We start from the raw sequence: 22,672 nt of genomic DNA, 5'->3' as shown, positions 1-22,672 counted from the left end.
ACGGACCGATCACCCTCCCCGGTCGTCGCCACTCCCGCGAGCAGCCGGCGGGCCAGGAGATCACCAGGGGGTGACGCCCCATCCCGGAGCGCCCGGCCCACCGCCTGCCGCCCGCCCAGCGAAGCGAGACACCATGCCGATATGACCTGGACCACACTTCCGAAGGGTTTCCGTCACGGCATGTGGAGGCGTAGGTTCCGTTTACCCCGCGAGAGCGTCCTCACAGGCGCCGGTCCGCCAAGTCCCGGGACGGCGGACCAGCGGGGGCCAAATCTTCACACATCTCCAGCGGGGCTGGACGCGGGTCAGGCCGCACCGACGTGCCCGGCCCGCTGCCACGGAGATACCCGGACAGCCGGGGCCGAGCCGCCTGCCCGTCCAGGAGGCTCAGGTCGTCCGACAGGGTACGGGAGGTCTTCAGCCGGTGGGGAGCCCAAGGCCGTAGAACGTGACGTGGTACGGGCCCATGTACTCCGCCTCGCCGCCGATTATGAGGTCTTCCGGCTGCCGCACTCCCGCCGCGCGTGCCGTCGCCACCAGCATCTCCGCCAGTTCGTGGCCTCGCGGCTGCCCCGGTCCGCCCGCGTCGACGCGCCAGCGGGGGTCTTGGTCGTCGTCCCACACCTCTCGCGTGGCCGGGTGGTCCGCCATCTGGCCCCAGCCGAGGGCCTCCGGCCGCGGGTCCATCTCGTGCGGCGGGAAGCAGCCGATCACCAGGCGGTCGTCGCAGGAGATCTCGAAGAGGAGCGGTGCGCCCGGCCCCGCCCCGCGGCCGTACACCGGCATGCCGATCGGCCTGCCCAGGGCCGTGGTCTCGGCCGGGAGGGTGGACAGGAAGTCCGCCAGCGAGTGCGTCACCGCCTCCCAGCTCCTCGCACGCCAGCCGCCGGGGTGGCCCAGGCCGATGTTCGCGGGGTCGTTGCGGCTGCCGAAGAATCCGCTGATCGCGTGTTCCTCGCCGTGCCCCTGGCGCCAGAACCAGTTCTCCAGCGGACCGGTCGGCTGCAGCACCAGCTCGGGGCCGTCCGCCCCGGCCCGGAGTTCCAGCGTGTTCGGCCGGCCGCGCCAGCGCAGGTACGGCGTGCCCCAGGCCGGACCTGAGGCGTAGAAGGGGCCGAGGTCGCCGTACACACCCATGATCGACGCCTCGCCGAGTTCCGCCGTCAGTTCCTCGCTCACCGCACGGAAGGCCGCCGCCTGGGCCGCGGCCCCCGTGCCGGCCGGCTTCAGCACCGGCACCGCGAGCTCCACGTACGCCTCGCCGTTCATGTACGGCTCCTCGAACCGGCCCACCGCGCGGAGGCGGCCCTCCCGGCCGATGGCGGCGAGCAGATCCTGGGCGCTTGTTTCCGTCCAGCCGTCCGTGTCGGCCGCGAGCAGGCGTCTTGCCAGGTGTGCGTGCGTCTCGTTCATGCGAAGATCATCGCAGTCGGCACTGACAATCATGTCTGGACGGAACGCCGGCGCCGGCGCGGACCGGCTCAGGAAGGGATGACTCCCGGGCGGAACGGTTCGACGCCGACGATGGGGCGCACCCGCTCCGGCTCGACCAGAACGTGCACCCGCTGCTCGCCTTCAATCAGCCAGGGATATCCGTTCATGCCCAGGTACTTGCGGGCCAGCCGGTCCATGCCACGCTCGGCCTCCTTCCCCTCCACGAATCGCACCGCGCGACCGGAGATCTGCACCCGGTCGTAGGGGTTCTCGGTGTCGGCGTGCGAGAGGTGGACCCGGGCGTCGTTGCGGAGGTTCTCCTCCTTGATCCGGCCGACCGAGGTGTTGAACACGATCAGCCCGTCCTCCAGACCCACCCACATCGGCGTGACGTGCGGCGCCCCGTCCGGCGTCACCGTGGCCAAGTACCAGAAGTTCGGCGCCTCCAGCCGCTTCCGCACGTGCTCGTTCATCTCCGCCGCCACGACCGCGCTCCCCTTCTTGGCCACCTCTTGCCGAACCACTTTGCCACAGCCGCTCGTTGACGGAGCGTCAGTGCCGTGCCGGGTCTGGAGACACCTGCCAAGGTCAAGCGACTATGGTTGCAGTAAGCGATCGCTTAGCCCCTTGCTGGAGGATCCATGCCGGTCATCGACGTGTGGATGCAGCATCCCACGCTCCGTCACTCCAACCACGAGATGTTCGAGTCGTTGCGCCGATGGACGGGGCAGGGACTGCTGGAGGAGCCGCTGCCGGTGAAGACCACCGTGGCGGCCATGGCCGCGGCAGATGTGGAGATCGGTCTCGCGGCGGCCTGGTACGGGCCTCAGGGACCGCTCATCAGCAATGACGAGGTGGCCGAGTTCGTCGCACAGTCCGGCGGACGGCTGCGCGGGGTCGCCGGCGCGGACCTCACCCGGCCCGTCCAGGCCGTGCGCGAGCTGCGCCGGGCCGTGGAGGAACTCGGCTTCGCCGCCCTGCGGATCGTGCCCTGGCTGTGGCAACTGCCGCCCACCGACCGGCTGTACTACCCGCTGTACGCCGCCTGCGTCGACCTCGGCATCCCCTTCTGCACCCAGGTCGGCCACACCGGCCCGCTGCGCCCCTCCGAAACCGGTCGCCCCATCCCCTACATCGACCAGATCGCGCTCGACTTCCCCGAACTGACCATCGTCTGCGGCCACATCGGCTACCCGTGGACCACGGAGATGATCGCGGTGGCCGACAAGCACGCCAACGTCTACATCGACACCAGCGCCTACACCGCCCGCCGCTACCCGCGAGAGCTCGCCGAGTACCTGCGCGGCCGGGGCCGCAGGAAGGTGCTGTTCGGTTCGAACTACCCCATGATCACCCCTGCCCAGGCACTGGAACACCTCGGCGATCTCGACCTGGACGAAGAAGCCACCGGGCTGTTCCTGTCCGGGAACGCCCGCCGGGTCTTCAACCTCTGACCGCGCAGTCATTTCGGGTCACTTGCGACGGCGGTAATAGGTGATGTCGCCCCTCGTCCTGTCCCGCAGGCAGAAGGTGCTGCCGGGCGGTGCCTGCCCGAAGCGAAGCCGGTCGTCGGCGGGGTGGCGAGTGGCCTTGGCGGCGGACTGCCCGGCAGTCGGTACGGCCTTCCCCGGGACGACGTAGACGTCGGTGAGTGGCTGGATCTCATAGGCTCCGTCGCCGTCACCCCCGGCGTCCGTGCCGACCCGGTGGATGTCGCGCCGCCGTCGCCGGTCTGCGGCGCCAGGACACCGTGGATCACTCCGCCCACCGCGGCGGTGACGGCCGCCGACACCACGGCGGTCGTCACGCGCTCACGGGTCGGCCACCGACGTCCGCCGGGCGGCTCCGGCGGTGGGTCGGAGGGATCCGCGTCCGGGCCGTCGGGCGGGTCCGCGTTCGGGGGCGTCGTCGTCGGGGCCGGTCGGCCGTCGTCCTGATCGATGGAGGGCGCGGGCGCGGTTTGCGCGGCCCACGGATTCGGTGCCTTGTCGGCGACGCCGGAGGCCGCCACAGCGAAGGCGATGACGACCGCCCACCGATTGGCCGCATCACAAGGAGCACGACCAATCGCCGCCTACCCATTGACCTTGATCGTCTACATCCTTAGCCTCCGCGTGGCCCTCGGCTCGGCCACGGTCGCCGTCGTGACCGCCTCGGGCGTGGGCTTGCCGCTGCTCGCCGGCAGCGGGGTCCACCCGGAGATCAAGGTCCTCGCCATCTCCTGCGGATCGATCGCCTTCTCGCACGTCAACGACCCCGGGTTATGGATGTTCAAGGAGTACTTCAACCTGTCGGTCATCGACGCGATCAAGGCGCGCACCACCTACACGACAGTGCTGTCCGTCCTCGGTCTCGGCGGCGTCCTCGCCATGGAATCGGTTCTCGACGCCCTGAGCGTGTGACGGCGAAAGGTCCGGAGGTTCCGTACTCATCGGCCGGCCGGACCGAAAAGCAGCGGTCCTGAAACCGACCCTGGCGGTGCTGCCGATCCACGGCACCGCCAGCACCCAGGCATCACCGTGCGGACGAAGCACGCCCGAGGACCTCGGTGTGGCAGTCATTCCATGACATAAGGGGCGAGACATGATGGAGGTACCGAGGTGTTCCGCGGGGAGGAGTACGGCATGGCCGAGTCCGGCTCTGGCGGTACCGGGGGCGTGGCGGCCGGCAAGTCGCGGTTCGACGACATCTACGACCGGCCGGACCCCCGCATGTACTTCCGTCGGCTGGCCCCGCTGGAGTACGAGATCCCGCACCATGCCCAGCCGGTCTTCCGGCAGGCCGCCGCCGAACGGGCCGCGCTCGACGACGGACACCCCGGCAGGCCGGCGGTGCTGGATCTGTGCTGCTCGTACGGGATCAACGCGGCGCTGCTCAACCACGATGTGACGCTCGCGGACATGTACGCGCGGTACACCTCACCCGATCGCCAGGAGATGTCGACGGCGCGACTCGCGGCGCAGGACAAGGAGTTCTACGCCGGGCGGCGCCGACCGGACGCGGTGCCGGTGTTCGGCCTGGACGTCGCGGCGCCCGCCGTGCAGTACGCGCTGGAGGTGGGTCTCCTGGACGCCGCCTTCACCGACGACCTGGAACAGGGACCGCCCGGCCCCGGGCTGAGGCGTGCGCTCGCCGAGGTCGGGCTCGTCACGCTGACCGGCGGCGGCAGCTACATCACCGACCGAACCTTCACGGCACTGCTCGACAGCACCCGGAGACCGGTGTGGATCAGCGCGTTCGTCCTGCGGACGGTGTCGTACCAGCCGATCGTCCGCACACTGGCCGCGCACGGCCTGCAGACCACACTCGATGTCTCGCGCACCTATCCCCAGCGGCTCTTCACCGACGAACGGGAACAGCAGTTCGCGATCGCGACGGTACGGGCACTGGGTCATGACCCCGCCGGGCGCGAGGAGAGCGGCCGCTTCCACAGCCTGCACTATGAGTCACGACCTGGCACTCGGTGACATCCGCCGGTGCAAGACTTGACGAGAAGGCACCCAAGTTTTACTCAGGCAATTGGCGACGTGGTCCGAATGAGCAGCTCGCAGTGGTCAGCCGGCGGGCCGAGAATGGAGGCGGAGCAGGAGGGAGAGTCCTGATGGCGCGTCCAGTCGGTATTGATCTGGGAACGACGAACTCCGTTGTCTCGGTCCTCGAAGGCGGCGAGCCCACCGTGGTCACCAACGCCGAAGGGGCCCGGACCACACCTTCGGTCGTGGCCTTCGCCAAGAACGGCGAGGTGCTGGTCGGGGAGGTCGCCAAACGGCAGGCCGTCACCAACGTCGATCGCACCGCGCGCTCCGTGAAGCGGCACATGGGCGATCACGGCTGGCGGTTCCCCGAGCACGGTGACATCGACGGCAAGCGCTACACGGCGCAGGAGATCTCCGCGCGCGTGCTGCAGAAACTGAAGCGGGACGCCGAGGCGCACCTGGGCGAGGACGTCACCGACGCCGTGGTCACCGTCCCCGCCTACTTCGACGACGCCCAGCGGCAGGCGACCAAGGAGGCCGGGGAGATCGCCGGCCTGAACGTGCTCCGGATCATCAACGAGCCGACGGCCGCCGCGCTGGCGTACGGGCTGGACAAGGAGAACGACCAGACGGTCCTCGTCTTCGACCTGGGCGGCGGCACCTTCGACGTGTCGCTGCTGGAGATCGGCGAGGGCGTCATCGAGGTCAAGGCCACCAACGGCGACACCCACCTCGGCGGCGACGACTGGGACCAGCGGATCGTCGACCACCTGGTCACGACCTTCAAGAACAACCACGGCATCGATCTGGCCAAGGACAAGATGGCCGTGCAGCGCCTGCGGGAGGCCGCGGAGCGGGCCAAGGTCGAGTTGTCGAGCTCGACGGAGACGAACCTCAACCTCCCCTACATCACGGCCTCTCCCGAGGGCCCGCTGCACCTGGACGAGAAGCTCACCCGCGCCCAGTTCCAGCAGCTGACGTCGGATCTGCTGGAGCGGTGCAAGGGCCCGTTCCACAACGCGGTCAAGGACGCCGGGATCAAGGTGTCAGACATCAACCACGTCATTCTGGTGGGCGGCTCGACCCGTATGCCCGCGGTGACGGAGCTGGTGCGGGAGCTGACCGGCAAGGATCCGCACAAGGGCGTGAACCCGGACGAGGTGGTGGCCGTCGGCGCCTCGCTCCAGGCCGGTGTCCTCAAGGGCGAGGTCAAGGACGTCCTGCTGCTCGACGTCACCCCGCTGTCCCTCGGTATCGAGACCAAGGGCGGCATCATGACCAAGCTGATCGAGCGCAACACCACGATCCCGACCAAGCGCTCGGAGATCTTCACCACCGCCGAGGACAACCAGCCCTCGGTGACCGTGCAGGTCTTCCAGGGCGAACGGGAGATCGCCGCGTACAACAAGAAGCTCGGCATGTTCGAGCTCACGGGTCTCGCGCCCGCGCCGCGCGGAGTGCCGCAGATCGAGGTCGCCTTCGACATCGACGCCAACGGGATCATGCACGTCTCCGCCAAGGACCTCGGCACCGGCAAGGAACAGAAGATGACCGTCACCGGCGGCTCCGCGCTGCCCAAGGACGACATCGACCGCATGGTCCGCGAGGCGGAGCAGCACGCCGAGGAGGACCGCCGGCGCCGGGAGACCGCGGAGACCCGCAACCAGGCCGAACAGCTCGTCTACTCCACCGAGAAGCTCATCCGGGACAACCCCGACAACATCCCGGCGGACGCGAAGAGGGAGACGGAGAGCGCGCTCGCTGAGCTGAAGGAGCGGCTGAAGGGCGAGGACACGGCCGCGATCCGGCAGGCCATGGAACGTGCGACAGAGGCGGCGCAGAAGATCGGTACGGCGATGTACGAGCGGTCCCGCACGGAGAGCCAGACGGCCCCCGGTGCGGACACGTCCGCTGCCGACTCCTCGGACGAGGGCGTGGTGGACGCCGAGATCGTCGACGACGACAAGCCGGAGGCGGGCTGACCATGGACAAGGGCCGGCTGCAGAACCCGGACCCCGCCCTGCTGCAGCGTCTTCTGGAGGAACGCACGGCCGACCTGCAGCGGGTGAAGGCCGAGTACGACAACTACCGCAAGCGGGTGCGCCGGGACCGCATGGCCGTACGCGAGATCGCCGTGGCCAACGTCCTGCGTGCCCTGCTGCCCGTCCTGGACTCCGTCGACCGCACGTGCGCGCACGAGCCCATGACGGTGGGGCTGAAGGACATCGCCGACACGCTTGGCGCCCAGTTGGGGTCCCTGGGACTGGAGATGTTCGGGGAAGAGGGCGACCCCTTCGACCCCGCGTGCCACGACGCCGTCACCCATCATGTCTCCCCCGACACCGACCGGTTGATCTGCACGAAGATCCTGCGCCCCGGCTACCGGCTCGGCCCCCAACTGCTCCGCCCGGCCCACGTGGAGGTCACCGGACCGCCACCACCCGCGAGAAACCCGCTGTGTACGTCGGCGTCTGAGGGCCCGCTGCGAAGCGGACCTGGCCGCTCCGTGCCGTTTTGACGGAAGTACCCTCCCGCACACACGAACAGACGCATCAAACTGCCCAAAGGCCTGTCGGATCCGAGTGCCATGATGGCCGGCATGGATGAGGACGTGTTCTGGACGCTGATCGAGGAATTCCGACTGGACGGACCTGACCCCGATGCAGATGGTCTCGCGGCGGCCCTTACCGCTCGGCTTGCGGCCGGGCCGGTGTCCTTGATCGCCGAGTTCGCCGAGCAGTTGGCCTGGGCGCTGTACCGATTGGACCTCCAGGAGTACGGCCATTGCCTCTCCGGTGACGCGTTCCTCTACACGCGTGCGGCCGTCGTCGCCGATGGACGCGAAGCCTACCGGCGGGTACTCCAGGATCCCGCGCGCTTCACGACGTATGCCGCCGGCCTGATGTGGGCCGAGCCTCTGCTCTATGTGCCAGACCGGGCGTACAAGGCCCTCACCGGGCAGGAGTGGGATCGCGGCACCCGCTACTCGTACGAGTCTTACTCGAACCGGGCCGGCTGGGGGCGACAGGCCATGACCGACGACGAGCTTGTCGAGGCCGTCCGCACCTGCGTCGCCGACCGCGACCTACCCCCGCCGGCAACGCCGGAGGACGTCGCGGCGGTCGAACGCGCGGTCGGCCGCCCGATGCCACAGTTGCTGCGACGCCTCTACCTCGAAGTCGCCAACGGCGGCTTCGGGGTTTGGGAATGCCTCTCGTTGACGGACACCGGCAATTGGTTCAGCGACGAGCGCGACATGCTCGAGGCCCACCGGCTCTTCTCGGCGCAGGACGACTCCGACATCCCCGCAACACCCGAGGGGGTCGTCCCGCTCATGGACCGCGGCTGCTGCATGTGGACGATGATCGACTTCAGCACTCCCGAGGGCCGCGTCTGGGACTGGGATGCCAATGACTGCTGCGTCCTGGTGCCGACCACTTTGACCCTCGCCCGGTGGCTCACAGGCTGGCTGGAGGGCTGGATAGTCCCAGGGCCGTACTCCCGGTTCCGCATACACGCCGACGGCTGCCCCGACCGACAACCGTCAGTTTCTTCGTAGGGGGCTCGGCTCCAAGCATCCCGTCATCGAGGTGCTGGGGCTCTACGACAACACCGCTGTTCAGGACCTTGCAGACTTGAGGTCGGACAGGGCTCGTCCGCCAGTAGTCCAGGGGAGCCCTGACCACCGCTTTAGGAGTTCGATCCGTGGCCCGCCGAGCAGCTACTCGACGCTGGCTACTTGGCATCGCCCCGTGTGCTGGGAGTCGTCGGTATGCGTCGGTGTTCGCCCTCGTTGATGTCGAGGGTGGATGTCACCCACCATTGGTCGGCCTTGGGCATCGCTTCACGGCCCGCAGACGGCCCGGAGCCGGCCGATCGACGCTCTGCTGTGACAGCCCAGAGGCGGGTCGCTAGTGGATCACGCCCTTGTTGGGGTCGCCGAGGGGGACGCTCTCCACCGGCCAGATCTCGGAGGGTGCGGCCAAGAGAGGCTTGAGCGCGTCCCTGATTCGCTGGAGGTTCGAGCTGGCCACGTGCGTCTGGAAATCCTCGGAGGTGAGCCAGTGCTCGACGATGAAGACGCCCTCGCCGTCGGTGTGCAGCGCGAACAGCTCGCATCCCGGTTCCTGATGGACCAGCGGGGCGAACTCGCGGTACACGTCAAGCACCTTCTGGGTCTGGCCCGGCGCGGGAATCAGGCGGGCGATGACAACGGGCATGCGCGCAAATCCTTCCGGGGCAGCCTCGCGAGCTGTGAACGTGGGATGGCCGGGCCTCGCTTCCAGGATGCACCTCACCAGCCGATTCGCCACCGATCGGTGGTGGCAATCGATGTGCCGGGCATCATTCGCAGCACCTGCAGCGGCCCCCTCTGCACAGCCACAACCGATCAACGGCGGCGTGACCTGCGGCCGCCTCATTGGTCACCATCGAGTGCCCCAGGCGGCGACTGTATGCAGCACGACAGCCGCCTCAGCCATGCTCCCGCGTCTCAGCCTCGGCATGGTCCGAGACCGGGGCGGTGATGTGGTTCAGGCGCCCCAACGAGTGGCGACGGCTTCCGCGACGCTGAAGACCGCATCGCACTCGGCGCACTGCGCTTTGCCGAAAACGTAAGTCAACTTATGCGCGACATCGGTCTGGCCGTCTGCGAGCGCGCGACTGTGGAGTCTTTGGGCCAGTCCCTCCAGTGTTGAGGGATTCGCAGGCTGCAGCGGGATCCTATTTGCCGCGGTCTCGTTCATGTACATGCTGTCGGTGGTCGAGAAGAAGCCGTACTCGCCGAAGGCTATGAAGTTCTCTGCACCGCACGCGGGACAGGGGACTTCGTATTCATCGTCGTTCAGTCCGTCGAGCTGTTCGCCCCACGCCTCGACCCCCTCGAAGCCGAGGAGCGCGGCGAGCAAGTAGACGTAAGTGCGGGGGTCGTCGGCGAGGATGGGATCCCGAAGAGCTTCCTCGGTCAGTTGCACCAGGTCGGACATCTCCGGGGCATAGGCCACATGGGGATCCTGCTCGCCGTATGGCTGATCGGTGCTGGCCGCGATGGCGCCGGCCACCACGAGTGGCATCTGTCGGTCCGCGGGCGACTACTGGCGTGCCATGTCTCGCAGGGCAGACAAGGCCGCGTGGCTTGCTGAGTAGACGGTGCCCTGATGACACAGCCGGGACCAGAGTTCGGTCCAGTTGGGATCCCCTGGGACCGGACTCACTGCGTTGAGCAAGCCGGGAATGTCTTCTGCCGTGCCGTAGGCGTGGTGGTACTGGGACCAGTCCGTCATGCGGATGATCTAAGCAGCCGAGTGAAGCGTCGCGCAGCTGCGGTCGTGACGACGGCCGGCCGTCGCCGACCGAATCCGTGCGCAATCTGGAGGCAGTGCGCCGCGTGAGGAACGCTGACGCCTGTGGAGCGCAACGGTTCAGACCAGTGGATTCCTGTGCGGGAGGCCCTTGTCGCGTAGCTGGCAGTGGGGCTTGCCGCGGCATCCGCTCTTCACGCGCCGACCTCAGTCCGGGCCGGACCCCGTCCTGGTGCCCAACCGAGCCGGCGAGCATGAGCGGCGCCTGGTGCGAGAGGGGCAGCGGCTGTACGACCTGGGTTATTGGGGGCCTGACCCGACCAGCTGCGTGGTCGGCGTGGTGCCCGGCGAGGGGCGTGTGCTCTGCCTGCTCCAGAACCGGTGGACTGCCGAGTGACAGCTTGTGTCACAGGTGAACGCCGGTGACCAACAGCCCAGCCGACAACAACGGCACTACCGGGGCCTCTGTACGGAGAACTCGTTGCCGTCGGGGTCGAGCATCAGTACCCGGACGCCGTCGCCATCGCCGGTGTCGGTGCGCGTCGCGCCGAGCGCGATCAGGCGGTCGACCTCCGCCTCCCAGTCGGCGTCGGCGGGGAGCGCCAGCTCGAAGTGCAGCCTGTTCGGCCCCCTCTTCGGCGCCACCGGAGGACCACCCCACGTGATCTTCGTACCGCCGTCCGGGGATTGGATCGCGGTCTCCTGGTCCTGGTCCCAGACGAGTGGCCATCGCAGCGCCTCGCTCCAGAAGTAACCGACCTCCTGCGTACCGTCGCAGGCCAGCGCTCCGATGAAGGCGGTGTCGGCGAGGAACTTGTTGCCCGCCTCGATCACGCAGAACTCGTTGCCGTCTGGATCGGCGAGCACCACATGCCCCTCTTCCGGGAGTTGGCCCACGTCGATGTGTTTCCCGCCGAATTCCAGCGCCCTGGCCACCGTCCGCTGCTGATCCTCCGGGGAGGTGCTCGTCAGGTCGAAATGCGCCCTGTTCTGGCCGATCTTGGGCTCCTGACTGGGCAGGAAGCGGATGCGGAAACCGGCGGTATCAGGGGGCAGGATCTCGACGTCGTCGTCCGGACCATCGGCCGACTCCCAGCCCAGGAGCCGGGACCAGAACCGCGCCAGGCCCGACGGCTGGGCAGTGTTGAAGCAGATCGCGTACAGCTGACTGGTCATACCCCGTGCATCTCCGATCCACTGACGGTCGATACAGCGCCTCGGCCTCACCGCGAGCGCAGCCTAGAGGTGGCCGCGGGGCACTCGCATCCGAGTTTCCATCGACGGGGAGCCCAGGACCCTACACGATGACGATCCTGCTGAACGGCACCATCGCCCACGGCACCGGCCGAGCCAGCCCGTCACGCAGGGGCGGCGGCCGGTTCGCCCTCGCAGGCGCGTCCCGGCCCACTTCGCATGGACACGCGGGCGAACTCGGCTTGGCTCTTGCGCGAGGTCTCCTCGATCCACCCGCAGGCACTGCACTGCCAGATGCCTTCTGTCCGGTCCGCCGGCGCAGGATTCCCCCAGCCCTGGGCGAGCATGCACCGGTCAGACCGGCCTTCTGGCGCACGTTTTTGCCGGGCTACCCGACGGTTCCCTTCGCCGAACGAGTCATGGTCTTGACCTCCCGCGAAGGCGCTGCTCCACAGGGGCACTGGCAGCGCTGGCCCCTCTCCGGAACATGCCTGAGGGGCTGCGCCTGCGATCTCCTCGACTCGGCGGGCTCTCCCTGGTCCAGGTCTCACTCCTCGAGCCACTGGCCGCGGAGGCGGACGTCCCGGTGGGCCGGCTGGCGAGCAGTGCGGACGTCAGCGTCCCCACGGCCACGCGCGTGCTCCGGCAACTGGTGACGAAGGGCATCGTGGTGCGGCGCCGGTCCGCCGAGGACGAGCGACGCGTGCTCGTCAGCCGCACCGATGACGGAGCCGAGAGACTCGCCCTGCTCCGGTCCCGGCTGCGGGAGCGCCGGCCAGGGGCTACGAGGCGTTCACCCGGCCGAGCGGGTCCAGTTGGTCACACTCCTGCGCCGCCTCACCGAACTCGTCGCCGATTCAGGCGGCGGTTCCGAGTCCGCCTGATTCGGAGGCGGGGTCGGCTTCGTCGACCGGGGACGACCTAATTGCCCATCGATGTGCAGATCAATGGGATTGCTCACTGCCGTGCAACTAGGGGCGCCGGGATCTCCGCCACACGATCGGCACCCAGATCGCGACGGGGTCGGCACCAGGAGCAACCGGTGGCGCTCCCCCATCGGCCGGATCGAGGACACGAAGTAGGCGGGCGCCCGTCCGGCTAAATGGAGGCCGGCGTCGGCAGTCCGGCGCCGTCGTCCAGCTCGGCCCAGACCGTCTTGCCCCGGCGGGCGTGGCGCGTCCCCCAGCGTCGGGCGACTTGGGCCACCAGGAGCAGGCCGCGTCCGCCCTCGTCGAAGACACGGGCCCGGCGCAGATGTGGGGTGGTGCTGCTGTCGTCGGAGACCTCGCACAGCAGGGTGCTGTCGTTGATCAGGCGCAGCCGGATCGGCGGCTGGCCGTAGCGGATGGCGTTGGTGACCAGCTCGCTGACCACCAGTTCGGCGGTGAAGTCGAGATCCTCAAGGCCCCAGGCGGTCAGTTGCTCGGAGACGCTCGACCGGGCTCGGGAGACGGCGACGGGATCCGCTTCCAGCTCCCAGGTGACGACCTGGCGGTCCCCGAGGCCGTTGGTGCGGGCCAGGAGCAGCGCGACATCGTCGTCCGGTCGGGCCGGGAGCAGCGCGTCGAGCACGGTGTCGCAGGTGGCCTCCAGGGAGACCGAGGGCCGGGCGAGGACATGACGCAGCTTGCTGAGGCCCGCCTCGACGTCGTGGTCGTGGGCGACGAGCAGGCCGTCCGTGTAGAGGGCGAGGAGGCTGCCGTCGGGCAGGTCGACCTCCGCCGCCTCGAAGGGCAGGCCGCCCAGTCCCAGCGGTGGCCCGGGAGGCAGGTCGAGGATGTCGACGGCGCCGTCCCGGCTCACCATGGCGGGCAGTACGTGCCCGGCACGGGCGAGGGTGCAGCGGCGGCAGACGGGGTCGTAGACGGCGTACAGGCAGGTGGCGCCGATGTCCCCGTCGCCTCCCCCGTTCGGCCCTTCGCCATCCCCGGCCGGGCCGCCACCTCCCCCGGCCGACCCGCCGCACTCTGCGGCCGGGACGGCGCCCTGTCCGTCGAGGGTGGCGGTGTTCTCGGCGGACAGCCGGATGACGACGTCGTCCAGGTGCGTGAGCAGTTCGTCGGGGGGCAGGTCGATGTCGGCCAGGGTGCGTACCGCGGTCCGCAGCCGGCCCATGGTGGCAGCGGCATGGATGCCGTGGCCGACCACGTCGCCCACCACGAGGGCGACCCGGGCACCGGACAACGGGATGACGTCGTACCAGTCGCCCCCCACACCGAGCTCCGCGTCGGCCGGCACATAGCGGCGGGCGACCTCCACGGCCGAATGCCCCGGCGCGCCCTGCGGGAGCAGGCTGCGCTGCAGGGCGAGCGCGGCGGCACGCATCTGCGTGTAGCGGAGGGCATGCTCGACGGCCACCGCCGTCCTGGCGACGATGTCCTGCACGAAGAGCAGATCCGCGTCGTCGAAGGGTTCGGGGCTCAGGTGACGAAAGAACTGGGCGACGCCCAGGGTGGTGCCCCGGGCACGCAGCGGTATCACCAGGGCCGAGTGGATACCGCGGGCGCCGGCGTCGAGGCCGGGTTCAGCGGTCGTGGGCGATGCGCCCGTGAGGCCCGTGAGAGAGGAGGCGTCGGTGTCGTACCGGGCGGAACGCCCGGTGGCGAGGGCGCGATCCGGTGGGGATCCGGGTACGTAGGTGTGGAGCTGCTGAGGCTCGGTCGTCGGTTCCGGCGACTCGCCGGCCGCTGACTTCTGGGCGATCCGGCGCAGGGCGCCCGGGTCGCCGCCGGCCGGGGTGCCAGGTGTGCGGAGCACGGAGTCGAGCAGGTCGACGGTGACGAGGTCGGCGAACTGCTCGGTGGCGAGGTCCGCCAGTTCCTGGAGGGTGCGGGCGATGTCCAGGGTGGTCCCGATGCGGGTGCTCGCCTCGTTCACGACCGACAGCCGCCATCGCACCCTGCGGTCGCGCTCCTCCTGGAACGCGATGACGCCGCGCTCGGACGCGCGGTCCACGTACTCGGTCGCAATCCCGATCAGCTTGCCCGCGGCAGCGCTGATCAGTTCGGGATCGCTGGTGAGCCGGGGCATCTCCTCGAGCAGTCTGGCGACGACGACGCCCTGCCCGAGGCGAAAGGCCCTCAGCATGGCGGTGACGGGCTTTCCGTGCCGGGCCAGCCGGCGTGCATGCTCCGCGTCGGCGTCCGGCGGTTCGAGCAGGCTCCTGTCGGGGCCGTGCTCAAGGGCGAAGAGCACGGTGGCTACGTGGTCGGCGATGTTCTGCGAGGTCATGAGGTCCGGGTCTTCCCACAGCTCGGGAACGTCCCGGCGCAGTGCATCCTCCATCTCCTGCACCAGTGCGCCCGCCTTCGGGCCGAGCACCTGGGCCGCACGGCTCAGCAGACTGTCCGCGGTGAAGTCCACGCTTACGACGTTACGCCGCGCACGCGCTCCTGCATGCGGTGCGGCCCGTCACCGGTGTGGGCGGTGCGGAGGGGCGCGGGGGGCTTTGCGACGAGGGCCTGGCACACCCCGCGTTCCGCGAAGGTCAGGCGCCGAGCTCCCGGAGGCGGTGCGGGACGGGCCGTCCAGCCACGCCTGATGGCCGTTCAGCAGCGGGTTCGGAGTCCGGCGTGGCCGGCTCCGCGGCCGGGCGATCGATCCGGGCGGTCGCGACGACGAGCAGGGCGTGGCCGGGCACGCCGCGGTCGGCGTCGGCTCCCGCTTTCCCTTGGCGGCCGGGGCACAGCGGCGGTGTCGTCGGATCCTGGTGATCGATCGCGGCGCCGCTGCGGAAGATCGGGATCGGCTCGGTTCGCCCCCGGGTGCCGCAGCGGAGACAATGGGGCTCCCGCACCGGGCGAGGTGGTGGCGATGCCCGCTTGGCATCTGCGCGATTATCACGACGACGATCTCGACCAAGCCATACAGATCTGGGACCAGAGCCGGCGGGCCGACGAGGACCGGGTGTTCCCCGTCTCGGAGGTGATGGCCGCGGCCAAGGCCGGTCAGACGGCGGTCGTCGCCGTGGTCGGCGACGAACTGGTGGGTATGGCCGTGGCGCAGGCCCACGGCAAACGGGGATGGATCCTTCTGCTGGCGCTCGCCGCCCGATGGCGCGAGCGCGGGATCGGCAGTGCTCTCCTCGCCGAACTGGAACGGCGGCTGCGCGCACTGGACGTGCGCCACATCAGCGCGCTGCTGCCGGCCGGTGCCGCGGGGACGAAGGCTCTGGAGAACTCCGGCTACCGGTTCCGCGACGACCTGACGTACTACGAGAAACTGGAACCTCCGGGGACCGCCAACGCCGACGTCCTCGCCGCGCTGGGCGGCCGTGTGCTCCCCGAGGGGCTCTGGGACACCATGGCCGGCATGGAGCGCGAGAAAGCGGTCATCGAGCGCCGTGTCGTACTCCCGCTGACCGAGCCGACGCTGGCGGACCGCTACGGTGTCACCCCGCCCAAGGCGATCATCCTGTTCGGCCCGCCCGGCACCGGAAAGACCAGTTTCGCCAAGGCGGTGGCCTCCCGTCTCGGCTGGCCGTTCGTGGAACTCTTCCCGTCCCGGCTCGCGGCCGACACGAGTGAGGGCTTGGCCGCCGCGCTGCGGGAGACCTTCGCGGACCTGGCGGAACTGGACTCGGTGCTGCTCTTCATCGACGAAGTCGAGGAGATCGCCGGGGTGCGTTCCGGAAAGGCAGTCGATCCCGGCCACGGGGTAACCAACGAGCTGCTCAAACTCATCCCCGTCTTCCGCGAGCACGACTCCCGGTTGCTGGCCTGCGCCACCAATTCGGTGCGCTCTCTCGACGCGGCCTTCCTGCGGCCGGGCCGGTTCGACTACGTCATTCCCGTCGGCCCTCCGGACCCGACCGCCCGCGCGGCGATCTGGGACCGCTATCTCAGGGCATCCGCGGCCTCCGTCAACCTCGACCAACTGGTCGGGGCCAGCGAGCTGTTCACCCCGGCCGACATCGAATTCGCCGCCCGCAAGGGCGCGCAGGCGGCGTTCGAACGGGAAGTCACCCAACGCCGGGGCCGGCCGGCCACCACCGAGGACTACCTGACCGCCATCGCCGACACGCGGCCGACGCTCACCGCGCAGGCGATCGAGGAGTTCACCGAGGACATCGACACCTACAGCCGGCTCTGAGCCACGACATCGCCCGCCGCGCGCCTGCCCGCCAAGGGAGGTGGACAGGGGGATCAGCTGTCGTCGCGCAGGCCCCACGGAGAGCCGTACTCGGTGAGCAGGTCCAGGAAGGGGCGCGGGGGCAGGGCTTCCGGACCGAGAACGCCCTTACCGGACCAGGCGCCGGTGGACAGCAGTTCCAGGGCGACGACCGGGTTGAGCGCCGTCTGCCAGACGACGGCCTGCGAGCCGTACTCGCGCATCGACCACTGGTTGTCGACCACGTGGTACAGGTACACCTCACGCGGTGCCCCGTCCTTGGTGCCCTTGACCCAGGTGCCGGCACACGTCTTGCCCGTCATCCGCTCCCCCAGGCCGGCCGGGTCGGGCAGGCACGCGGCGACCACGTCTCGCGGCGAGACCTGTACGGGGCCGTCGTTCCCGGGCACGCTCACCCTGGCCGTCGCGTCCAGGCCCAGTTCGTGGAGGGTCTTCAGCTTGGCGATGAAGTCGTCGCCCAGCCCGTACTTGAACGTGACACGACGCGCATCCACCCAGCGCGGTATCAGCAGCACCTCTTCGTGCTCGACGTTGACACACTCCACCGGACCGATGCCCTCGGGGAAGTCGAAGACCTCGGGCTCGCTGAACGGTGCCGTGGTGAACCAGCCGCGGCCCTTTTCGTACACCACCGGCGGGTTGAGGCACTCCTCGATGGTCGTCCAGATACTGAAGGACGGCGCGAAGTCATAACCCTCGACCGTCAGGTTGGCGCCGTCGCGGACACCGATCTCCTCGATGTCGTCGAACAGTTCGTCGGCCGCGTACCGGGCGAAGACGTCGGACAGGCCCGGCTCGACACCCATGCCCACCAGTGCCAGCCGTCCGGCCTCTTCCCAGCGCCGGGCCAGTGCGAACTGTTCGTCCCCGAGCTTGACACCGCACTCCTCGTAGGGGCGCGAGCCGTGCGGCGCGGACAGCGACATCGCCATGTCCAGGTAGTGCGCGCCGGCCTCCAGGGCGGCGTGGAACAGGGGCATCACGAACCGGGGGTCGGTGGCGTTGAGCAGCACGTCGCACCGCTCCTCGACAAGCGTCCGGGCCACCGCGTGCTGATCGGAGGCGTCCAGCCGCCGTGCGCTGAACCGCGCGCCCCGTTCCCCGAGCGTCGCGACCGCGGACTCGGCACGGGCGAGGTCGTAGTCGGCGACGACCATGTGGGCGAGGAAGTCGCGACGAGCGGCGATCCGGGTGACGGCCGTACCCACGCCACCCGCGCCCACCAGAAGTACGCGCATGTCACACACCTTTCTGCCGGGAGGCGAGCGCCTCCGGACGGGGTCGATGCAACGCGACGCCGGGATATAAGGTCAATCCCGTTGGCATAAGGGTGGGCGCAGGCGGCTCGCGACCGGCGACGGAAAGACGACCGAGATGGCGAAGCAAGTGGTGCCGGAGGCGGCGCGCCGCCGGCGGCGGCCCACGCGCGGCGGCACCGTGCTGTCGGAGGAGATCATCGTGCGGACCGCCCTGCGTGTCCTGCGGGAGCACGGCAGCACCGGGCTGACGGCACGCCGTCTCGGCGCGGCGCTGGGCGCCGATCCGAGCACCCTCTACCGCTACTTCGCCGGGATGGACGATCTGGCCCGGGCCATCGGGGACGAGCTGATGGGCCGGGCCCTGGACAGCTGGACGGCCACCGGGGACTGGCGCACGGACCTGCGCGCGCTGGGCCGGGCCATCCACGCCTCCTACCTCGCCCACCCGCAGGCGGCCGTCCTCACCGCCAGCCGGGTCACCGGAAGGCCTCGCGAGATCGCGGTGGACGAGACCATCCTCGGCATCCTGCGCGGCGCCGGGCTGCCCGACCCCGTGGCGGTCCGCGTGTACCACGCGTTCATCGACCAGAGCCTCGCGTTCGCCGCGCTCGACGCCGGATCCCTCGCGCTGGCGGACGAGGCTCGTGCGGGCGACGAGGAGATGTGGCACTCCACCTACGCCCGCCTGCCCGCCGAGTCGCATCCGAACATCGCCGCCACGGCCCACCTGCTCGCCCGCTGCATGCCGCACAGCGCCTATCCGGCCGCCCTGGAGATTCTGCTGGAACACACCGCCGCGCAACTGTCCCGGCCGGGGGCGTGAGGCGTGGGGTTCCGCCTGTGTGGCTTCCTGTCCGCGGGTTTCCCGTCCAGGCGTGTCCCTCTGTCAGATGTCCAGATGACAGAGCGCTCGCACGCTGCTGCAAACACCTGTGCGGTCGACCGCCTGCACCCTTTATGGTCTCGGCATGCGGCGCACGGATATCCGTCGGGACGACGGCACGTGGACGGGCCCGTCCTTGGCCGTACAGTCACGCCGCCAACCAGGCCTGTGCCTGTTCAGCACCGAGCGGCGGCTGCTTCTCGCACAGCAGTCGCGGCCCGTGCTCCTGGCCGCTGTCGAGGAGGACCACTGCGGCGTGGGGTTCTGGCGCACCGACGCCTACCGCTCTGTCATACCGCCGTTGCGTGCCGACACGGGACGGGCTCTGGCAGGCCATCTGGATCGCTGGGCGTACCGCTTTGCGCAGTACCTGTTCGACTCACCGGGCAGCCCTCTTCACGACGGCCGGTGGTTGCTCTCACGCGAGAGCCCGCTTCTGCGCTGGAATTACGGCCGCCTGCCGCAGTCCGAGTACTGGACCTCGATGCTCATCGACGGCCATCCGGACGGATACATCGACTGGTTCGTCCATTCCGGTTCGTGGGAGATCCTCCCGTTGCGGCAGATGCCCGACGCGGGTGACGGCCGGGTCAAGGCGTACCGCAAGCAGGCCCGGGACGGGCTGCTCCCGCCCGTCTTGTTGTGGTGGGTCAGCGGCTTGGACTGCCATCTGATCCTGGACGGTCATGCGCGACTCGCCGCAGCGATCGCCGAGTCGACCGCTCCGCCGCTGCTGCAACTGCACCGCACCTCACCGAGCAATGCGGTAGTCGCAGGCACTGAACAGGCAGTGCACCGTTACGAGGCCGAACTGGCCCGCTTCGCGGAACTCCGCGCCATCCACGGCGCCGCGGTCCCCGATGGTGCCGCCGTTGCAGGACCGTCCCTTGCCCGACGCCTCCGGGAACTGCACACGGCGCCACAGCCGACCTGGGCCTGGCCTCTGCCAGGCGGAGCGGCGCAGTGGCGACGCGTCGCACGTGCGGTGACTGCCAACCGGAAGTGGGACGCGGACGGCTGGCCATCAGACTGACCGATACCTGGGTTGGTCAGACTCTAAGAGGGCCGTGCCAGAGGGCGAAGACCTCCTTCGACCAGGCGCGGATCGCTCTTGAACCAGGGACGGATCGTTGCACTTTCCGTCGCTCGCACCGTGAGCCGCTGTGCGGAGAGGGCAGGATTCGAACCTGCGTGGACCCCGAGGGATCCGACCGTAAGGCGTTGCTCGCTGGTCCCCGATAAGCCGCTCCGGGCACCTCTCCCGATGCTCCCGGCGGTCCGGTCTCCCGTGCCGCCGTTCACGTGAACAACCATGGCAGGAGCGGCTGACCCGTCTCTGAGGCGTCGCTGACGGCACGGGCTACCCGGACCGCGGTCACCTGGACGCGGCGCGGGCACGGCCGACGGGCAGGTCCTCGACCGGCCAGGCGTGCGGTACGAGGAAGTCGGTGGCCATCAGGGTCTCGCCGGTGCCCTCGGCGAGGCGGAGGTGGCGGTGGACGGCGAGGTGACGAAGCTGGGGCGGTGCGACGCCACCTACAATCGGCGGCGCAGGCCCGATGATCGGCGCGGTGGGGCGGCGTCGCGCCCTGTTCGTGTGGCGCCGGCGGACGAGCCTCGGGGCTCGTGCGGTGTGCCGACGCGGGACGGCGGGCCGCGCGGACTCGGTGCGGGGAGTGGTCCGCGCGGCTGTCGATGCCGCCGGGTCAGCTCGTCGCGCGCACCGCCTCGCGGATCAGGTCGGCGACGTCCTGCGGCCGGGAGACGGCGACCGCGTGCGACGCGCCCTCGATCTCGACGACCGTCGCCCCGGCCCGCTTCGCGCCGAAGCGCTCCACCTCCGGGTTGATCGCCTCGTCCGCGCCGGCCACCAGGGCCCAGGAGGGCTTGGTCCGCCACGCGGCGGCGGAGGCCGTCTCCTCGAACGCCGCGGCGGCGAGCGGGCGCTGTGCCACCGCGAAGACCTTCGTGACCTCCGCGGGCACATCGCCGGCGAAGACCCAGGGGAAGGCCTCCTCGGCGATGGTGACCTCGACGGCGGGATCGCCGTCGGCGACCGGATACGTCCACTGCTTGAGGTTGCTCACCAGCGGCGAGAGCGGGAAGCGTCCCTGCAGTTCGCCGAGGCTCTCGCCCTCTTCCAGGACGTAGGCGGCCACATAGACGAGACCGACGACGTTGTCGGCGGTGCCGGCCACGGTGATGAGGGCACCGCCGTAGGAGTGGCCGACCAGCACGACCGGACCGTCGATCTGCGAGGCGACGGAGGCGATGTACGCGGCGTCGGACGCCAGGCCGCGCAGGGGGTTCGGCGGTGCGATCACGGGAATGCCGTGGCTCTGCAGCTCCGCGATGACCCCGGACCAGCTGGCGGCGTCCGCGAACGCGCCGTGGACGAGAACGACCGTGGGTGTGGAAGTTGTCATGTCTGTGTCGTCTCCTTGTACTCAGGCCGTGTGCAGGGCAGCGCGCAGGGTGCGGACGGCCAGGTCGATGGCGGCCTCGGCCGCGTGGGTCTCGCGCAGGGCGTTGAGCATGACGAAGTCGTGGATGATGCCCTGGAAGCGCACCGCGGTGACCGGCACTCCGGCCTCGCGCAGCTTGTTGGCGTAGGCCTCGCCCTCGTCGCGCAGCACGTCGGCCTCGCCGGTGATGACCAGCGCCGGGGGAAGTCCGGTCAGCTGCTCGGTCGTTGCGCGCAGAGGGGAGGCGGTGATCTGGGCGCGCTCGCTCTCGTCGGTGGTGTACTGGTCCCAGAACCACAGCATGCCATCGCGGCGCAGGAAGTAGCCGGTGGCGAACTGGTGGTAGGACGGCGTGTCGAAGCTCGCGTCGGTGACCGGGTAGAACAGCACCTGCTGCACCAGAGCCGGGCCACCCCGCTCCTTGGCCATCAGGGTCAGCGCGGCCGTCATGTTGCCGCCGACCGAGTCCCCGGCCACGGCCAGCCGCGAGCCGTCCAGACCCTTGGTGCCGCCCTGCTCCACCACCCACTGCGCGACGGCGTAGTTCTGCTCGATGGCGACCGGATAGCGGGCCTCGGGCGACAAGTCGTACTCCGGGAACACGACGGCGGCATCCGTGCCGACGGCGAGCTCGCGCACCAGACGGTCATGGGTGTGGGCGTTGCCGAAGACCCAGCCCGCGCCGTGGATGTAGAGGATCACCGGCAGGGTGCCCTGGGCGCCCGCGGGGCGGACGATCCGGGCCCGGACGGTGCCCGTGGGACCGCCGGAGACGATGATCCACTCCTCGTCCACGGCCGGCTTCTCGATGTCGCCGGACTGCACCTCGTCCACCGCTTTACGGCCCTCCGCCGGGGGCAGGTCGAAGAGGTAGGGCGGCTTGGCGGTCGCTTCCGCGAACGCGGCTGCCGCGGGCTCCAGCACCGGCTCGACCGGCGCAAGGGCATCAGACATGGGCATCTCCTGGAATTCGTCGGGTACGGCGGTCGTTCCGGGACGGAACCCGGATGGTCGTGCCGGGCGCTCCGGCGCCGCTGTTGCGCACGGTAGATCTCCTGTGTGCTCGGTAGTTGCCCGCAAGTGCACGTCTGCTTTCCCCACAGCGCACGGAAGTGTCCCGGTCCGCCCGGCGGTCGCCGTCTCCATGGCCGTCGTGGGCCCTGCTCCCGGGGTGCCTCGGGTCGTGACACAGGTCGATGACGTGGCGCAGCGGGAAGCGCCCGGCTCGGATGTGACCGTTCACGGTGTGTCTCCCCGCCGTTCCCGGGCCGCGCGGGTGATGGCACGCCGGATGGGTTCGTAGCCGGTGCACCGGCAGATGTTGGAGCCGACGACACCCGCGACGGCATCGGGCTTGTCTGCCAGGTCGGGGTCGGCTTCGAGCGCTCCGGCGGCCACCATGAGGAAGCCGGGGGTGCAGAATCCGCACTGGAGGGCGTGCTCGGCCGAGAACGCCCGTTGCAGCGGGTGGGGTTCGCCGTCCGGCGAGTACTTCCTCGGGCCGCACCGCACCGCTCGCCGGCCGCAGGAA

At 69.8% G+C, this 22,672-nt stretch carries 20 protein-coding genes and 1 pseudogene; 10 read left to right on the top strand and 11 right to left on the bottom strand.

Going from position 1 to position 22,672, the window contains the following annotated elements; genetic code table 11:
- Positions 1-417: 417 nt before the first annotated feature.
- Together ACIBJF_RS27550 and ACIBJF_RS27545 are read right to left on the bottom strand one after the other, a co-directional pair.
- Positions 418-1,413, bottom strand: coding sequence for a hypothetical protein (locus ACIBJF_RS27550; RefSeq protein WP_399177639.1), 996 nt, complete (start codon positions 1,411-1,413; stop codon positions 418-420).
- Between the two features lie 68 nt (positions 1,414-1,481).
- A complete protein-coding gene (locus ACIBJF_RS27545; protein ID WP_399177674.1) occupies positions 1,482-1,907 on the bottom strand; it encodes a PPOX class F420-dependent oxidoreductase in 426 nt (141 codons plus the stop codon).
- A 168-nt stretch (positions 1,908-2,075) separates the two neighbouring features.
- On the opposite strand from ACIBJF_RS27545, the gene ACIBJF_RS27540 reads away from it, so the two are divergent.
- The 6 genes from ACIBJF_RS27540 (at position 2,076) to ACIBJF_RS27515 (ending at position 8,469) form a co-directional block, all read left to right on the top strand.
- On the top strand, positions 2,076-2,888 hold the full coding sequence (locus ACIBJF_RS27540; RefSeq protein ID WP_399177637.1) for an amidohydrolase family protein: 813 nt from the start codon (positions 2,076-2,078) through the stop codon (positions 2,886-2,888).
- A 486-nt stretch (positions 2,889-3,374) separates the two neighbouring features.
- Positions 3,375-3,836, top strand: a complete 462-nt coding sequence (locus tag ACIBJF_RS27535; protein WP_399177635.1) for a hypothetical protein — start codon at positions 3,375-3,377, stop codon at positions 3,834-3,836.
- 222 nt (positions 3,837-4,058) lie between these two features.
- A complete protein-coding gene (locus ACIBJF_RS27530) occupies positions 4,059-4,901 on the top strand; it encodes a hypothetical protein (protein WP_399177633.1) in 843 nt (280 codons plus the stop codon).
- A 134-nt stretch (positions 4,902-5,035) separates the two neighbouring features.
- The gene (gene dnaK, locus ACIBJF_RS27525) at positions 5,036-6,892 is read left to right on the top strand and encodes a molecular chaperone DnaK (protein WP_399177631.1); all 1,857 of its coding nucleotides are present in this window, start codon (positions 5,036-5,038) and stop codon (positions 6,890-6,892) included.
- 2 nt (positions 6,893-6,894) lie between these two features.
- The gene (grpE, locus tag ACIBJF_RS27520) at positions 6,895-7,428 is read left to right on the top strand and encodes a nucleotide exchange factor GrpE (protein ID WP_399177629.1); all 534 of its coding nucleotides are present in this window, start codon (positions 6,895-6,897) and stop codon (positions 7,426-7,428) included.
- Between the two features lie 81 nt (positions 7,429-7,509).
- A complete protein-coding gene (locus tag ACIBJF_RS27515) occupies positions 7,510-8,469 on the top strand; it encodes a DUF4240 domain-containing protein (protein WP_399177627.1) in 960 nt (319 codons plus the stop codon).
- Positions 8,470-8,821: 352 nt separating this feature from the next.
- Here ACIBJF_RS27515 and ACIBJF_RS27510 read toward each other — a convergent pair whose 3' ends face one another.
- The 3 genes from ACIBJF_RS27510 to ACIBJF_RS27500 all read right to left on the bottom strand — a co-directional run bounded on the left by ACIBJF_RS27510 (position 8,822) and on the right by ACIBJF_RS27500 (position 11,386).
- Positions 8,822-9,130: a putative quinol monooxygenase gene (locus tag ACIBJF_RS27510; RefSeq protein WP_399177625.1), complete on the bottom strand. Its 309-nt coding sequence runs from the start codon at positions 9,128-9,130 to the stop codon at positions 8,822-8,824.
- 312 nt (positions 9,131-9,442) lie between these two features.
- Positions 9,443-9,982, bottom strand: coding sequence for a hypothetical protein (locus tag ACIBJF_RS27505; RefSeq protein ID WP_399177623.1), 540 nt, complete (start codon positions 9,980-9,982; stop codon positions 9,443-9,445).
- A 681-nt stretch (positions 9,983-10,663) separates the two neighbouring features.
- Entirely contained in the window at positions 10,664-11,386 is a 723-nt protein-coding gene (locus ACIBJF_RS27500; RefSeq protein WP_399177622.1) for a VOC family protein, read from the bottom strand.
- Between the two features lie 505 nt (positions 11,387-11,891).
- Between ACIBJF_RS27500 and ACIBJF_RS27495 the strand changes: the two genes are divergently transcribed.
- Positions 11,892-12,329: a MarR family transcriptional regulator gene (locus ACIBJF_RS27495; RefSeq protein ID WP_399177620.1), complete on the top strand. Its 438-nt coding sequence runs from the start codon at positions 11,892-11,894 to the stop codon at positions 12,327-12,329.
- Positions 12,330-12,502: 173 nt separating this feature from the next.
- Here the strand turns inward: ACIBJF_RS27495 and ACIBJF_RS27490 are convergent, their stop codons facing one another.
- A complete protein-coding gene (locus ACIBJF_RS27490; RefSeq protein ID WP_399177618.1) occupies positions 12,503-14,767 on the bottom strand; it encodes a SpoIIE family protein phosphatase in 2,265 nt (754 codons plus the stop codon).
- Positions 14,768-15,217: 450 nt separating this feature from the next.
- Here ACIBJF_RS27490 and ACIBJF_RS27485 point away from each other — a divergent pair, with 450 nt between their 5' ends.
- The gene (locus tag ACIBJF_RS27485; RefSeq protein WP_399177616.1) at positions 15,218-16,495 is read left to right on the top strand and encodes an ATP-binding protein; all 1,278 of its coding nucleotides are present in this window, start codon (positions 15,218-15,220) and stop codon (positions 16,493-16,495) included.
- A gap of 53 nt (positions 16,496-16,548) precedes the next feature.
- Here the strand turns inward: ACIBJF_RS27485 and ACIBJF_RS27480 are convergent, their stop codons facing one another.
- Positions 16,549-17,772 (bottom strand): saccharopine dehydrogenase family protein, encoded by a 1,224-nt coding sequence (locus ACIBJF_RS27480; protein ID WP_399177614.1) that lies wholly within the window; start codon positions 17,770-17,772, stop codon positions 16,549-16,551.
- 136 nt (positions 17,773-17,908) lie between these two features.
- Between ACIBJF_RS27480 and ACIBJF_RS27475 the strand changes: the two genes are divergently transcribed.
- Both ACIBJF_RS27475 and ACIBJF_RS27470 read left to right on the top strand, forming a co-directional pair.
- Positions 17,909-18,616, top strand: a complete 708-nt coding sequence (locus tag ACIBJF_RS27475) for a TetR/AcrR family transcriptional regulator (RefSeq protein WP_399177613.1) — start codon at positions 17,909-17,911, stop codon at positions 18,614-18,616.
- A gap of 145 nt (positions 18,617-18,761) precedes the next feature.
- The gene (locus ACIBJF_RS27470) at positions 18,762-19,709 is read left to right on the top strand and encodes a hypothetical protein (RefSeq protein WP_399177612.1); all 948 of its coding nucleotides are present in this window, start codon (positions 18,762-18,764) and stop codon (positions 19,707-19,709) included.
- Between the two features lie 133 nt (positions 19,710-19,842).
- On the opposite strand, the pseudogene ACIBJF_RS27465 reads toward ACIBJF_RS27470, so the two are convergent.
- The 4 genes and pseudogenes from ACIBJF_RS27465 to ACIBJF_RS27450 form a co-directional block, all read right to left on the bottom strand.
- Positions 19,843-19,938, bottom strand: a pseudogene (locus ACIBJF_RS27465).
- Positions 19,939-20,382: 444 nt separating this feature from the next.
- Positions 20,383-21,102 carry an alpha/beta fold hydrolase gene (locus ACIBJF_RS27460; protein ID WP_399177610.1) on the bottom strand — a complete coding sequence of 240 codons (720 nt, stop codon included), beginning with the start codon at positions 21,100-21,102 and terminating at the stop codon, positions 20,383-20,385.
- Between the two features lie 21 nt (positions 21,103-21,123).
- The gene (locus ACIBJF_RS27455) at positions 21,124-22,095 is read right to left on the bottom strand and encodes an alpha/beta hydrolase (RefSeq protein ID WP_399177608.1); all 972 of its coding nucleotides are present in this window, start codon (positions 22,093-22,095) and stop codon (positions 21,124-21,126) included.
- Between the two features lie 285 nt (positions 22,096-22,380).
- On the bottom strand, positions 22,381-22,653 hold the full coding sequence (locus ACIBJF_RS27450) for a (2Fe-2S)-binding protein (RefSeq protein WP_399177672.1): 273 nt from the start codon (positions 22,651-22,653) through the stop codon (positions 22,381-22,383).
- Between the last annotated feature and the right edge of the window lie 19 nt (positions 22,654-22,672).

Source organism: Streptomyces sp. NPDC050743 (genome assembly GCF_044456925.1).
In the GTDB taxonomy this organism is placed as follows: Bacteria; Actinomycetota; Actinomycetes; order Streptomycetales; family Streptomycetaceae; genus Streptomyces.
This window is presented reverse-complemented; position numbering and strand designations above follow the sequence as displayed.

Coding starts and splice junctions, on each gene's coding strand:
- ACIBJF_RS27550 (WP_399177639.1), bottom strand. CDS start 1,413: ATGAACGAGACGCACGCACACCTGGCAAGACGCCTGCTCGCGGCCGAC.
- ACIBJF_RS27545 (WP_399177674.1), bottom strand. CDS start 1,907: ATGAACGAGCACGTGCGGAAGCGGCTGGAGGCGCCGAACTTCTGGTAC.
- ACIBJF_RS27540 (WP_399177637.1), top strand. CDS start 2,076: ATGCCGGTCATCGACGTGTGGATGCAGCATCCCACGCTCCGTCACTCC.
- ACIBJF_RS27535 (WP_399177635.1), top strand. CDS start 3,375: ATGGAGGGCGCGGGCGCGGTTTGCGCGGCCCACGGATTCGGTGCCTTG.
- ACIBJF_RS27530 (WP_399177633.1), top strand. CDS start 4,059: ATGGCCGAGTCCGGCTCTGGCGGTACCGGGGGCGTGGCGGCCGGCAAG.
- dnaK (WP_399177631.1), top strand. CDS start 5,036: ATGGCGCGTCCAGTCGGTATTGATCTGGGAACGACGAACTCCGTTGTC.
- grpE (WP_399177629.1), top strand. CDS start 6,895: ATGGACAAGGGCCGGCTGCAGAACCCGGACCCCGCCCTGCTGCAGCGT.
- ACIBJF_RS27515 (WP_399177627.1), top strand. CDS start 7,510: ATGGATGAGGACGTGTTCTGGACGCTGATCGAGGAATTCCGACTGGAC.
- ACIBJF_RS27510 (WP_399177625.1), bottom strand. CDS start 9,130: ATGCCCGTTGTCATCGCCCGCCTGATTCCCGCGCCGGGCCAGACCCAG.
- ACIBJF_RS27505 (WP_399177623.1), bottom strand. CDS start 9,982: ATGCCACTCGTGGTGGCCGGCGCCATCGCGGCCAGCACCGATCAGCCA.
- ACIBJF_RS27500 (WP_399177622.1), bottom strand. CDS start 11,386: ATGACCAGTCAGCTGTACGCGATCTGCTTCAACACTGCCCAGCCGTCG.
- ACIBJF_RS27495 (WP_399177620.1), top strand. CDS start 11,892: ATGCCTGAGGGGCTGCGCCTGCGATCTCCTCGACTCGGCGGGCTCTCC.
- ACIBJF_RS27485 (WP_399177616.1), top strand. CDS start 15,218: ATGCCCGCTTGGCATCTGCGCGATTATCACGACGACGATCTCGACCAA.
- ACIBJF_RS27480 (WP_399177614.1), bottom strand. CDS start 17,772: ATGCGCGTACTTCTGGTGGGCGCGGGTGGCGTGGGTACGGCCGTCACC.
- ACIBJF_RS27475 (WP_399177613.1), top strand. CDS start 17,909: ATGGCGAAGCAAGTGGTGCCGGAGGCGGCGCGCCGCCGGCGGCGGCCC.
- ACIBJF_RS27470 (WP_399177612.1), top strand. CDS start 18,762: ATGCGGCGCACGGATATCCGTCGGGACGACGGCACGTGGACGGGCCCG.
- ACIBJF_RS27460 (WP_399177610.1), bottom strand. CDS start 21,102: ATGACAACTTCCACACCCACGGTCGTTCTCGTCCACGGCGCGTTCGCG.
- ACIBJF_RS27455 (WP_399177608.1), bottom strand. CDS start 22,095: ATGTCTGATGCCCTTGCGCCGGTCGAGCCGGTGCTGGAGCCCGCGGCA.